The organism is bacterium, assembly GCA_040755755.1.
In the GTDB taxonomy this organism is placed as follows: domain Bacteria; phylum SZUA-182; class SZUA-182; order DTGQ01; family DTGQ01; genus DTGQ01.
In genome coordinates this window covers 18,408-31,595 of the sequence record JBFLZW010000042.1, presented here as the reverse complement: position 1 = coordinate 31,595, position 13,188 = coordinate 18,408, and the positions used below count along the sequence as shown (strand labels likewise).

Annotated in this window: 13 protein-coding genes; all 13 read left to right on the top strand. The window is 51.3% G+C overall.

Annotated features, from left to right (window positions below; translation table 11 throughout):
- Positions 1–9: 9 nt before the first annotated feature.
- A complete protein-coding gene (locus AB1611_13615; protein ID MEW6380627.1) occupies positions 10–759 on the top strand; it encodes a YebC/PmpR family DNA-binding transcriptional regulator in 750 nt (249 codons plus the stop codon).
- 36 nt (positions 760–795) lie between these two features.
- The gene (ruvC, locus tag AB1611_13610; protein MEW6380626.1) at positions 796–1,335 is read left to right on the top strand and encodes a crossover junction endodeoxyribonuclease RuvC; all 540 of its coding nucleotides are present in this window, start codon (positions 796–798) and stop codon (positions 1,333–1,335) included.
- Positions 1,332–1,970: a Holliday junction branch migration protein RuvA gene (ruvA, locus tag AB1611_13605; protein MEW6380625.1), complete on the top strand. Its 639-nt coding sequence runs from the start codon at positions 1,332–1,334 to the stop codon at positions 1,968–1,970. Before ruvC ends, ruvA begins: the two co-directional genes overlap by 4 nt.
- A 34-nt stretch (positions 1,971–2,004) precedes the next feature.
- Complete coding sequence (gene ruvB / locus AB1611_13600; protein ID MEW6380624.1) at positions 2,005–3,027, top strand: Holliday junction branch migration DNA helicase RuvB; 1,023 nt, start codon at positions 2,005–2,007, stop codon at positions 3,025–3,027.
- A complete protein-coding gene (locus tag AB1611_13595) occupies positions 3,024–4,622 on the top strand; it encodes a HEAT repeat domain-containing protein (GenBank protein MEW6380623.1) in 1,599 nt (532 codons plus the stop codon). Before ruvB ends, AB1611_13595 begins: the two co-directional genes overlap by 4 nt.
- 20 nt (positions 4,623–4,642) lie before the next feature.
- The gene (locus tag AB1611_13590) at positions 4,643–5,338 is read left to right on the top strand and encodes a CPBP family intramembrane glutamic endopeptidase (GenBank protein ID MEW6380622.1); all 696 of its coding nucleotides are present in this window, start codon (positions 4,643–4,645) and stop codon (positions 5,336–5,338) included.
- Positions 5,339–5,511: 173 nt separating this feature from the next.
- The gene (locus tag AB1611_13585) at positions 5,512–7,416 is read left to right on the top strand and encodes an ATP-binding protein (GenBank protein MEW6380621.1); all 1,905 of its coding nucleotides are present in this window, start codon (positions 5,512–5,514) and stop codon (positions 7,414–7,416) included.
- 14 nt (positions 7,417–7,430) lie between these two features.
- A complete protein-coding gene (locus AB1611_13580; GenBank protein ID MEW6380620.1) occupies positions 7,431–7,805 on the top strand; it encodes a response regulator in 375 nt (124 codons plus the stop codon).
- Positions 7,806–7,809: 4 nt separating this feature from the next.
- Positions 7,810–9,366, top strand: a complete 1,557-nt coding sequence (locus AB1611_13575; GenBank protein MEW6380619.1) for an HD domain-containing phosphohydrolase — start codon at positions 7,810–7,812, stop codon at positions 9,364–9,366.
- Positions 9,356–9,691: an STAS domain-containing protein gene (locus AB1611_13570; GenBank protein MEW6380618.1), complete on the top strand. Its 336-nt coding sequence runs from the start codon at positions 9,356–9,358 to the stop codon at positions 9,689–9,691. The genes AB1611_13575 and AB1611_13570 overlap by 11 nt, the downstream gene beginning before the upstream one ends.
- Positions 9,688–11,403 carry an ATPase, T2SS/T4P/T4SS family gene (locus AB1611_13565; protein ID MEW6380617.1) on the top strand — a complete coding sequence of 572 codons (1,716 nt, stop codon included), beginning with the start codon at positions 9,688–9,690 and terminating at the stop codon, positions 11,401–11,403. The genes AB1611_13570 and AB1611_13565 overlap by 4 nt, the downstream gene beginning before the upstream one ends.
- Before the next feature lie 2 nt (positions 11,404–11,405).
- Positions 11,406–12,533 carry a type II secretion system F family protein gene (locus AB1611_13560; protein ID MEW6380616.1) on the top strand — a complete coding sequence of 376 codons (1,128 nt, stop codon included), beginning with the start codon at positions 11,406–11,408 and terminating at the stop codon, positions 12,531–12,533.
- Positions 12,534–12,650: 117 nt separating this feature from the next.
- The gene (locus AB1611_13555) at positions 12,651–13,166 is read left to right on the top strand and encodes a type II secretion system protein (protein MEW6380615.1); all 516 of its coding nucleotides are present in this window, start codon (positions 12,651–12,653) and stop codon (positions 13,164–13,166) included.
- The last annotated feature ends 22 nt before the right edge of the window (positions 13,167–13,188 follow it).

Sequence of the window (13,188 nt, the reverse complement as noted above, 5' to 3'; positions counted from 1 at the left end):
AAATAGTCGATGTCAGGACATTCAAAGTGGAGTTCGATCAAACATAAAAAAGCTGCGCTTGATGCCAAAAGAGGCAAAGCCTTTACTGCGGTCATCAAGGAAATTACCGTCGCAGCCAGAATGGGAGGCGGCGATCCCGCCGGCAATGCCCGGCTGCGGGCAGCCATTGCCAACGCCAAAGCCGTGAATATGCCCCAGGAGAATGTTATCAGAGCCATCAAGAAGGGGACCGGAGAACTGCCCGGTGTATCCTATGAAGAATTAACCTATGAGGGATACGGACCCGGCGGGGTGGCTATGATGGTCGAGATCATGACCGATAACAAAAACCGGACGGTAGCGGAAATGCGTCATATTCTCTCCAAGCATAACGGTAACCTCGGTGAGACAGGCTGCGTGGCCTGGATGTTTGACAAGAAGGGACTGATTGTCGTCGATGCGGACAAGGCCGATGAAGACAAATTGATGGAAATCGCCTTGAATGCCGGGGCCGAAGACATGCAGCGAAATGATGACGTGTTTGAAATCACTACTCTGCCGGAGGATCTGCAAACGGTGCGGGAGGAGATTGAAAGGCAGGGGATCGAGATCTCGAGCGCTGCGGTCAGCCGGATTCCCAAAACCACGGTTAAACTGGAGGGCAAATCAGCAGAGCAGATGATCAAGCTCATGGAACAACTGGAAGACCATGATGATGTGCAGCATGTCTTTGCCAATTTTGACATCCCGGATGAAATCATGGAGCGGCTTGGGGAATAACTTCTGGAAAACACTTCCGTGGCAGGGAGGGCATGCATGCGGATTATGGGTATTGACCCGGGCATTGCCCATACCGGCTATGCGGTGATTGAGGGTCAAAGCCAGGAGGTGGCTCTGTGTGATGTCGGCATCATCAAGACACCTTCCGGCATTCATTTTGCCGAGCGATTACAAAGAATCGGTGTTTCACTGGAAGAGCTGATTGAAAAACATCATCCTGCTGAAGCTGCGGTTGAGGATATATTTATCGCCGCCAGCCCGCGACTGGCCCTGAAACTGGGGCAGGCCAGGGGGGTGGCTGTCTATGTAGCCAGCAGAGCGAAGGTAGCGGTCTATGAATACTCTCCCTTACAGGTCAAAGAGGCCATTGTCGGCTACGGGAGGGCTACCAAGGACCAGGTCAGAAAGATGGTCCAGACCCTGCTCAACCTGAAGGACCTGAAGGTCCACGACGATGCCTCGGATGCTCTGGCCATAGCTGTCTGCCACTTTCATGCCTCACGATTGAGCCGGTTATTATCGGGCAGCGATTCCCACGGTAATGCTGGCCTGCCCGGAGGACCCTTGATTTCATGATCGCCTATCTTCACGGAAAACTTCAGACCAAGAACGCCGAGCAGATTATCATCGATATTCATGGCATCGGGTATCTGGTTTCCATCCCGCTCTCCACTTTTTACAAGCTGCCTGATGCAGGGGAAGAGGTCAGGCTGTTTATTACCACCTTCATCCGCGAGACTTCCTGGCAGTTATTCGGATTCTGGACTATAGAAGAAAAGGAGCTGTTCGAGATTATGCTGGGAGTATCCAAGATCGGCCCCAAACTGGCCAGGAGTATCCTCTCCCATATCTCTCCCGAAGAGTTCAGGTCCGCCATTCGTGCCCAGGATGTAAGCCGGATGCAGGCTATCCCCGGAATCGGGGACAAGACCGCCCGAAGGCTCATCCTGGAATTGAAAGATAAAGTATCCCCCAAAGGGAAGGGGGAGGCGGCGCGGGCAGGGGAGCCGCCTTCGGCAGCCACTCAGGCTGAGGAACAGGCGGTGCAAAGCAGTGGCGACCGGATGGAGAGCGATGCGGTCGATGCCCTGCTCAGCCTGGGATATAACCGGCTCCAGGCCGAGCGGGCAGTCAACCAGATACTCCTGAGAGAGGAACACCTTTCGATCGAAGAACTTATCAAAAAAGCCCTTAACCGGCTGGCGGGGTAAAAAATCAAAGGAATACCAGGTTATATTCAATACTATGAACAATAAAGAACAATTTGAAAAACGTCTGATCAGCCCGCAACCGACCGGTGAAGACCTGTCGCTTGACCTGAGCCTGCGGCCCCAGAACTTTCAGGAATACCTGGGGCAAAAAAGGGTCAAGGAGAACCTGCAAATCTTCATCCAGGCCGCAAAAAAACGCTCCGAGGCCCTGGATCATTGCCTTTTCTACGGGCCGCCGGGCATGGGCAAGACATCGCTGGCTTATATCATCTCGCGGGAAATGGGAACCAGCCTGCGGACAACCGCAGGGCCGGTCATCGAGCGGGCCGGAGACCTGGCGGCAATTCTCACCAATCTCAAGGACCTCGATGTCCTGTTTATCGATGAGATACACCGGCTTCCGGCAGCGGTTGAAGAAATTTTATACCCGGCCATGGAAGACTATAAACTGGACATTATCATCGGGCAGGGGCCAAGCGCCCGGTCGATCAAGATCGACCTGCCCCGGTTTACCCTGGTGGCTGCCACTACACGGGCAGGACTGCTTACCTCTCCCCTCCGGGACAGGTTCGGGGTCATCAGCCGCCTGGAGTTTTACTCTCCCTCCGAGCTGCAGGCCATCGTGTTCCGGTCAGCAAGGATACTGAACATTCAGATCGATCCTGACGGGGCGATGGAAATCGCCAGACGGTCCCGGGGAACCCCCCGGATTGCCAACCGGATCCTCAAGCGGGTGCGGGACTATGCCCAAGTCAAGGCGGATGGCCGGATCACCCGAGAAATAGCAGATCAGGCCCTGCAGATGCTCGAAATCGATCAGGCCGGATTTGATAAAATGGACCGGCTGCTCCTCCTGGCCATTATTGAAAAATTCGCCGGCGGCCCGGTGGGCGTCGAGACCCTGTCGGCAATCATTAATGAAGAGAAGGATACCATCGAGGATGTCTATGAGCCCTACCTTCTCCAGGAAGGATACCTGCAGAAAACCCCCCGCGGCAGAGTAGCCACTGCCCTGGCGTATGAGCATTTCGGCATTGAGAAGAAGACCTGCCTATGACTATAGCCGAAGAAAAACCAAAAGGCATACCCAGAGTGATTTTCTTCCTCTTCCTCTCCACCCTGCTCGGCATTTTTGCAGGGCAACTCCTGGGAACATTTCTGGTAGCCACCAGCAACCATCAGCTCTGGTTCGAGCAGGAGGCCATTGCCCGGCTCGGGTTTCTGGCTGTTCCCGGCCATTTTCTGACTTCCGAAATGAAAGCCTTCTCCACCTATCTGGCCGGAGGGATTTTCTTTGCCCTGTCCATCGGGCTTGGCTATGGATTTTTCTGGGGGCTCATCCTGTGGATATTCTCTCTTTATCGCAGGAAATGGTACCCGTATGTCCGCCTTCTCCCCATTATCATCCTGTCTGCCATTCTGATCTGGCAGGGAAGAGGCACGGACAGGAGTGTGCTTCTTTTCCTTCTGTCTTTCCCGCTGCTCATCTATGCTGTATCGTTCCCTGTGCTCTCAAAGGCACGGGTCCCGCTGGCCGATGTCGGGACATACGGATTTATTTTCGTGTGCTTTTCCGTCCTTCTGGTCATAACCTTCCGGCAACTGGATTTTATCGAAATCCGGGACCGTGTTCTTTTACCGACCGAGGCGGGGCGTCAGATCGATGAGTTCTACTATCGCTACACGCTCTATCCGGCGCGTCTGGTGCAGCCCCTCTGCTACCGGCTTCAGAATGTGGTGGTTATCGATGCACACAGTTTTCCTCAACAGCGGCTGACAGCGATTCAGGATAGCTTGAGGCGCAACGACTGGTTCGCGGTTTCCGCTGATCCTGGCGGTCATTTTCAGGCTGCTCTTGGCTGCAACGGGGCTTCGGATGAGATTCTATTTTACTGGCGCAATGGGCAGCAGCCCGGAAAAGACGGCTGGATGCGGGAGGCTGCACCTGTCTACCGCGTCCTGTGTCAGGAATTCATGAACGATCCCGCAAAACACCTTGAGGAATACAGCCTGGCTGCTGATCCCTATACGCTGCTGCGTACAGGATGCGGAATTTGCCTGTTTTTCATCCTCCCTCTGGCCGTGGCTTTTTTCCTGTTTACCCTATGTGTCTGGTTAATCCGGAAAGGGCTTTCACTTGACCGGAGCAACCTGGGAAGGCTGAAAGAGACCGTGATTACTCTGGGAATCATCCTTATTTTGTTCCTTGCGCTCATTACCCGCCCTCTCTGGATGAAAACCCGCCTGCCTGAGTCCCGTTTCGGATTATGGCAAATAGCCAAGACAGAGGAGCCGGGAGACCGGATCGGCGCTCTCAAGCGGCTTGATGAAACCCTGGATCCGCAAACTTGCATGGCCCATCAGGGAGATATTATCCTTCTGGCCAGGGATCCGAATCCGGTGGTGCGCAGGTTTGCCGCCAGGCTCATCGGTAAAATGGCCGCATCCGATGAAGCCATGGCTTTCCCGCTGCTGCTTTCGTTACTTGAGGATTCAAATATCAATGTCGTCTATACGGCTGCCGAGTCCCTTTGCGAATTGCCCGGCCAGAGGGCCAGGGCAAAGCTGGATGAAATCCTGCGCACAAACCAGCCCTGGTATCTCAAGATGAAGGTCTACCATGCCCTCAAAGAGGCTGGCTGGCACCAATGAGCCCGGAAGTATCAGTGCCAGTGAGTTCAGCAGAATCCCCCAGCCGGCCAGCCCTGCCCATGAGCTCTGCCCTGTGCCTGCTCATTCTGATCGTCCTGATCGAGATCGGGGGAGGCTGCCTTTTTTCCCATTTCCTGCCAAAAGCGGGCGATAGAGAAGCGCTGTGGGTCACGGCACTCCTTCGGCTTCTGGATTTTTGCCTGATTCTGTTCTTTGCCTGCCAATCCGGTCAGGGGATATCTGCCATCGGCATCAGACCGACAGAGTGGCTGAAGGGAATTATCAAGGGGCTGGAGTGGAGTTTTGGATTCGGCCTGATTGTTTTATTAACCTGGGCTGTGGTATTCTTTGCATTTCACATCAATCTCCTTCAGTTCCTGATCTCCTCTTCCACCCCGGCCCACTTCTGGTTAATCATGGCGATTGGAGGAATCTTTGCACCCATCGTCGAGGATTCTTTTTTCGTCGGCTGCCTGTATAACTCCCTGCGGAGAAAACTCTCCCCTCTCTGGTCCATTCTCGGCATATCCATCCTTTTTGCCCTGCTCCACAGCGTTCGGGGTATTCCGGTTACTCAACTTATCGGCGGCCTCTTATTTACTCTGGCCTTTGAATATTCCGCTAATCTTCTGACTCCGATCAGCATCCATATTCTGGCCAACTGTACCCTTTTCACCCTTGCGTATTCCGCCTGGATCAAGGGTATTCTCAGATAAGCAGCCGCTCATAACTGCCTGCCCCGATAGTTTGAGTTGATTTCACCGATAAAAAAACAGAAGGCAAAGGCTTATTGGATAGCCTTAACAGCTATTAATTTCAACATGATACAGTGGAGCCTCAGCAATTATATAACCATGCTCGACCAGGAAAGATTTGGTAGTAAGATATAATGACTATACTGAAGAGGCAGCACAATCCCGGTATTTCCTGGACGTTACCGGAAGAGGATAATAAAGGCCAGGATAATTCAAAAATCGTCAATCGGTTCGGTTTATTGATCATAGGCGTTGCAGCCATTACTGTCTCGCTGATACTGTTTCTCTTCTACCGCTATGAAAAAAGAACCGGAGAGAAGCAACTGGCCAGGGATGGCTTTACCCTGTGCAGCCTGATTGCCGATCTGGTCCGGCAGGAGGTTCTGGTTGATAACCAGCCCCGGGATCTCAACCTGCTCGACTATGTTGTCCGGGAGAAGGGCATAGTTTATTGCCTGGCCATAAACAACGACGGAGTACCTCTTGTCCGCCTGGGGAGGCAGGCGCCTGAAGAAGGTTTCAAACCCACGGGGGACAGTGAGAAGATTGAACACCTGTTAACCCAAAAGCGGCTGGAAAGCCAAAATGGCGAGGTTATCTACGAGTTCTCGAAGCCGATTTACCTTGAGGGGAAAAGAGCCGGCCTGGTTAAAATCGGCCTGGCTTTGTCCGATTATGTTTACCTTACTCAGGAAACCAACTATCTGGCAGGGGGCATTGCTCTTTCGATCTTCGGGCTGGTATTTCTCTTTTATTACCTGCTGAAGAGGCTTTTTTCCCCGCTGTATCAGATGAACTATCACCTGAGGCAGATAATCAAAGAGGAGCAGGAATTTCCGAAAATCGAGGTTTCTTTTCACGGGGAGGTCGGGCAGCTTGCCCGGCGAATGAATCAGCTTCTGCTCACCCAGAAAAAGAAAAGCCAGAAGCAGGAAGAGATTAACGCTGAGCTGGAAATATCGAACAAGGTCCTGCTCTATGAAAAGATCCGGATGAGGGCGATTCTCGACAACCTGAAAGCGGGTATTATCGTGATCGATTCCACAGGAAGATGCATTATGGCCAATAAGCTTGCCGGTCATTTCCTGAAAGGAGAGCTTCAGGATTACCTGGGCAAACCCTGGAAGGATTTTCTCCAGGACCATGAGCCGGATCTGGTCCAGTTATTTACCAAGTTTTATGACAAGGGAAATATCTACGGTCATGACTCTCTGGAAATACAAAAAACCGAGGGAGACAATCCCGCAATATTTCACCACACCTTCTCGTATCTCCTGAATGCAGAGGACAAACCGCTCGGTTTTCTCTGGATGATTACTGATATCACCTCGCAAAAGCAGTCGGAACTATCGAAGTATGAGTTTGTAAATCATGTAGCCCATGAGTTAAAAACTCCGCTCAATACCCTTGTGTCGTATAGTGAGATGCTCCTTGATGGTGAAGTCAACGATGAGCAGACCAAGCGCGAATTTTTCAACAACATTAATGAAGAAGCTATTCGGCTCTCGCGGCTCATCAACAACCTGCTCAATATATCGAAGATCGAAATGGGGTGCCTGAAGATCAACCGGACTCTCATCAAGGTGGATAAACTGCTGCGGGATTGTTTCCAGACCGTGCGGGCCCAGGCATTGAGCAAAGGGATCAACTTTACGGTGGATATGGCTGATAAAATGCCCAACCTGCTGTTAGATAAAGACCTTATCGAGGTAGCTATCCTGAATCTGCTCACCAATGCCATCAAGTATACTCCTGCTATGGGGGAAGTCACCCTGCAGGGGATCGTTGAAGAAGAGAGCGTTCTGATCAGGGTTACCGATTCCGGGTATGGCATTCCCGAAGATGAGATCAACCATATCTTTGATAAGTTCTTCCGGTCCAGCAAAGAGGAGGTTAAAAAAGAGCCGGGAACCGGTTTAGGGCTGTCCCTGGCCATGAATATTGTTCAATTGCATAAAGGCGATATCAGAGTGGAAAGTAAATGGGGAAGCGGCAGCTCTTTTACCATTATCCTGCCTAAGGAGGAAGTGTATATCTGAGCAAGGAGTTTCCAATGGAAGCAGAAAAGAAGAAGGTGCTGATTGTTGACGATGAACCGTACGTTATTCGGGTTGTAAAGCTGAAGTTGATCAATGCCGGCTATGAGGTATTTACTGCCTCCAATGGGCTGGAGGCCCTCGAGAAGATTGAATCCCTGAAGCCTGACGTGGTGATCAGCGATGTCAATATGCCCAAGCTGGGCGGCAGGGAACTGTGCCTGCGGGCTATTCCCTTCAAGCAGGAGCGGGACTTTCTCACCATTGTCATTACCTCAAGCATTGATAAAGCTGATCGCGACTGGGTCCAATCAATGGATAAAACCGTATTCCTTGAAAAACCCTTCAGTCCGAAGGAATTGCTGAAAATCATCGGCCAATACTGCAGCTGATACTATGGAAAAACTCAAATTATCTGAAGAGACATTTTCACGGCTGGATCTTGGTCCTCTATCCAATCTGCTCAAGCGCGGGCAGAAATCACCGAACCGAAGCCTCGAGCTGCGGGATTCAAAGGGAGAGATTGTGCTGTCCTGCCCAAAATCCAGGGTCCCTCTGCTCACGGGTCAAAAGTACCGGAGTCTTATTCAAAGTGGACTGATGAGAGGAGAAATACAGCAGGCGGCGATTGATCAGAGCCGGTATCTGGTCGGGGTACCGATCATGAAAGAGGATTCCTTTTTCGCAGCTTTGCTCATCGGTGAGCATCAGGAAGCCGGCTCACAATCCTGCGGTCAATGGACGATAGATAATGACCTGAAGTTCTATCAGGACCTGGCCGATCTCATTGTCAAAGAGTGCAGCACGCAACTTGAAATCATGAGCCTCTCGGAGGAATTGGCCAGCCGCTATGAAGAGCTTAACCTGTTCTATGGCGTGGGAGAGTGGCTGAGGGGGGTTCAGGAAGCGGATAAGAGCGTTCAGTTAATCATTGACAAGATCAGTGAAACCCTGGAGGTCGATCATAGCTTTATCACGCTTCCAGCAAAACAAATCTTTGCCATAAGCGGGTCCTTCGAAAGCTGGGACAATGACTATGGCAAGCTCGATCATCTTAAGCAGTTAGGAAATGATTTACTGAACATCCTGGCCAATGATGATTTTCTCATCTGCAATCAGGCTCACACCCATGAAGTATTACGGCTGCATTTTCCCTCGCCGGTGAGTCTCATTACCGTTCCGATCAGTATGAACAGCCAGCGTCAGGGGGTTCTTGGGGCTTTTTTTCAGTATGAGCCCCGCTGGAAGATGTTTACTGCCGGTGATGTCCGTCTGCTCCAGTCCATGGCCGAGGTTATTTCCATTCTGCTCAGTAATACCGAGCTTTACCACAACCTGAAGACCTTTCTGGTTACCGTGGTCAAGTGCCTTGTCTCGGCCATAGAGGCCAAGGATATGTATACCCGTGGTCACTCGGAACGTGTCAACCGGATTTCAATGCTGATTGCCGATCATATGAATCTGCCTCACAGTGCCAGGGAAAGCCTGGATTGGGCTTCGATCTTGCACGATATCGGCAAGATCGGCATTCCGGAGAATATTCTGACCAAGCCGGACAGTCTGACCAATGAGGAGTATGCGGAGATCAAGAAGCACCCGGAACGCGGCTATATTATCCTCAAGCCTATTCAGGGGTTTCAGTCATCACTGGACGGGGTGCGGTTTCACCAGGAACGGTATGATGGCAAGGGATATCCACTGGGTCTGAAGGGGAAGGAGATTCCCTTAAACGCCCGCATTATTGCTGTCGGTGACACCTATGATGCCATCACCAGCAATCGTGCCTACCGGCATGGGCGCTCTCATCAGGAGGCTGTGGACGAAATCAGGAGAGTCGCCGGAACCCAATTGGACCCTGATATTGTTCAGGCATTTCTGGAATTGGCTGAATCCAGGCAGGAGCAGTTGCTCAAGCTGGAGAGTAAGCCGGAGGAGATTCAGGATGAAGATTAAAGAAACCAAATTGGGCCTGGTTTCCATTCTGGCTCTGGTCGGCCCGATAATCGAGGAGCATGCAGGCATCCTGAAGGAGAGGCTGGAGCAATGCCTCAATGCCGGCGATCTTCGCATCCTTGTTGATCTTAAAGAGGTCACTCTCATTGACAGTGCAGGCTTGGAGCTCTTATGGGATGCCCTCATGAAATTTCGGAAAGTGAACGGCAGCTTAAAACTGGTTAACGCCAATCCCCTGATTATGGATATTTTTCTGGCTACCCGGATGACCAATGCTTTTGAAATCTTTTCGGACCAGGAAAAAGCTTACCGGAGTTTCCTATGACCGTAATCAACGGGCTGCGAAGGAAAAAACTGGGTGAATGTCTGGTCGATTCCGGCCTGATCAGTAAGGACCAGTTGGATGACGCCCTGAAGATCCAAAAGGAAACCGGCAAAAGGCTTGGCCGGATACTCCTTGAAAAAAAACTTATTTCCGAGGAAGCTCTGGATACGGTTCTCAGCGAGCAACTGGGCATACCCCATGTATGGCTGCGCAAGGGGCTGGTGGACCCGAAAATTGTCCATATCGTTCCCCAGGACAAAGCCAGGCTTTACCAGATTATTCCCATGTTCAAGGTCAGGAACACGCTTACCGTTGCCACGGCTGATCCTCAGGCCATTTTCATTTTCGATACTCTGGCCAGAATGACAGGATGTGAAATCAATCCTGTGGTTTGCCGGGCCGACGATATCCTGTCAGCCATCGAGGAGTATTATCAGGAACGGGAAAATGTCCAGGTGGATGACTTTCTGGCTGATCTCGAAGAGGCTGACCTCCAGCTCGTGGAAAACCCCCTGGACAGGGATTATCAGAGTATATCAGCCCAGGCCGAGGACAGCCCGATTATCAACCTGGTTAACATGATTATCCTCAAGGCGGTCCAGGATGGAGCCAGTGACATTCACCTTGAGCCGGAGCGAAACAAGTTCCGGGTGCGCTACCGCATCGACGGCGTGCTGTATCAGGTTATGACCCCGCGGGCAGACCTCTTCCCAGCGGTCATCTCCCGGCTGAAAATCATGGCCAACCTGGACATTGCCGAGCGCAGGCAGCCGCAGGATGGCCGCATCCAGATCAAGGCCGACGGAAGAATGATCGACCTTCGCTTCTCCTCGCTGCCGGGCATTCTCGGCGAGAAGGTCGTCCTTCGCATCCTGGACAGAAAGAGGGCTATCCTGGATATCAATAAGCTCGGTTTTGATCCCGATCAACTCAGCCGGTTCAAGAAAGTACTCAAAAACACCTTCGGCCTGATTCTGGTTACCGGCCCGACAGGCAGCGGCAAGACCACAACCCTCTATTCCGGGCTCAACTTTCTCAACACCATGGAGAAAAATATCATCACTATAGAAGACCCCGTTGAATATCACATGGAGATTATCAACCAGAACCAGACCAATGAGGCCATTAACCTGACCTTTGCCCGCATTCTGAAGCACACCCTGCGCCAGGACCCCGATATCATCATGGTAGGGGAAATCAGAGACCGGGAAACGGCAGAAATTGCCATCCAGGCATCGCTGACCGGGCATCTGGTTTTATCGACCCTCCATACCAACGACAGCCCCGGTGCCATTACCCGGCTGATCAATATGGGCATTGAATCATGTCTGATTTCCTCATCCCTCACCGCTGTTCTGGCCCAGAGGTTAATCCGCAGGGTTTGCCCTGAATGCCGGACTCTGTATTATCCTCATAAAAATATTCTCCAATCCCTTGGCTGGGGAGATGAGAAGGGCCTGCAACTGGCCAGGGGAGAAGGATGTCCGGCCTGTTACGATTCCGGCTACAAGGGACGGATAGGCATCTATGAGCTTCTTGAAATCGATGCCGATTATCAGCGTCTCATCCTCGAAGGGGCAGGAATTAACCAGTTCAGGGATATGATGGCCAAAAAGAACGAAAGAACCCTGAAGGATGAAGGATTAAAAAAAGTTAAAGAGGGAGTCAGCACCATAGAAGAGGTTAACCGGGCGGTATTGATCGGAGATTAATCATGGCGGTAAGTATCACCCAGCCAAAGCTCAAAATCAAGGACAAGAACCAGGAAAAGCCCAAAGACCTTCTTGCGTATTTTTCCTGGGGGAAGAAAGTGAAAGGCAAGGAGCTGATGCTCTTTACTTCTCAGATGTCGCTCATGCTGGAAACGGGCAATCCCTTGAACCGCGCGCTGGGAGTCATGGCACCGCAGGTTCAGAACCCCTACTTCAAGGAGGTTATCGAAAAAATCCTGGAACAGATCGAATCAGGCCAGCTTTTTTCCGATTCCCTGTCGAAATATCCGCATGTCTTTTCCCCGCTCTTTGTCAGCATGATCAGGGCTGGAGAAAGCGGCGGTTTTTTAAAACAGATGATGAAACAACTGGCTGATTATTATCAGCAGAGAGAGGAGTATATCAGTGCCATCCGCAAGGCCCTGACTTATCCTCTGGTTCTGATAGCCTTTTCAGTTCTGGTTGTTTTTTTCGTCATTGCCTATGTTTTCCCTAAGCTGGCCATATTCCTGGAGGGGAAGGAGGCCCTTCTGCCCTGGAGTACCCGCTTCCTTATGGGGTTGAGCCATGCACTGAAAGAGCACTGGTATCTCCTGGTCCTTGGGCTGGCAGCGATTGTTTTGGCGATCAGTGCCCTGTGGAAGAATCAAAAGGCGGTGGCCTCTCTTGAGAGCCTGCGGCTGAGGATACCGATTATCAACCGGATGCTGATCGAGTTCTATACTTCCCATTTCCTGTCAACTCTCGGGTTTCTCATGAACGCCGGAGTGCCGCTCCTGGAGGGACTTTTGATCACCAGGTCCCTGGTCCGCACTACCCTGTACCAGAAGTTTATCAGAGAACTGATCGAAAGCGTGGAGAAGGGCAAGGGTTTTTCCGCCCCCTTTCGAAAGCAGTCATTTTTACCCATAACAGTCAGGGAAATGATTCAGACAGCAGAGGAAACCGGCAGCCTGAACCAGGTCATCATTCGCCTCGGAGAGCATTATGCCCGTGAATTCCGGAAAGGGATGGAGGCATTTTGTGCGATCCTGGAACCGATTATTATCATCTTTATGGGAATTATTGTCGGAATTATTGTCTTATCAATTATCATTCCTATCTTTCGCCTGTCGAGCGGCGCACATTGAGGAGGTGAGCATCAATTACCTGCTTGGTTGCTGAAAGAAGTCACACAATGTTGTAGGCCCACGTGGAGCAATAGAGAATCAGTAAGGTGAACCTAATTATACCTAAGGAGGAATATAATGATGAGGAAGGATAAGCCTTCAGGGAACAGATTCTGGCGAAGCGATGATGGCTTTACTTTGATCGAGCTGTTGATGGTAGTCATTATTCTGGGTATTCTGGCAGCCGTGGTTATCCCTCAATTTTCATCTTCAAGTGATGACGCCAAGATATCCGCCTTAAAATCCAACCTGAACACTATCCGGGGAGCATTGGAGCTCTACCAGGTCCAGCATAGCGGCAAGTATCCTGATCCCAATAACTTTGTGACCACCCTGACGCAGTACACGGATCAAAATGGAAACGTAAGCGCGACTAAGGACAGCACCTATAAATATGGCCCCTATCTCAAGCAGGGATTTCCCCAAAATCCCTTTCCCCAGGATCCGACCAAGGCTGATCAGGTTCTGATTGATAAGGATACCGCAACCATCGGCACAGTGACGGCAACTGCGGCCGCTGATGGTCCCGGCTGGAAGTATGTAGCCCAGACCGGTGAATTTATTGCCAATCATCCCGATTATGACCAGTATTGAGAGTGCCTGAAGGATGTACCGA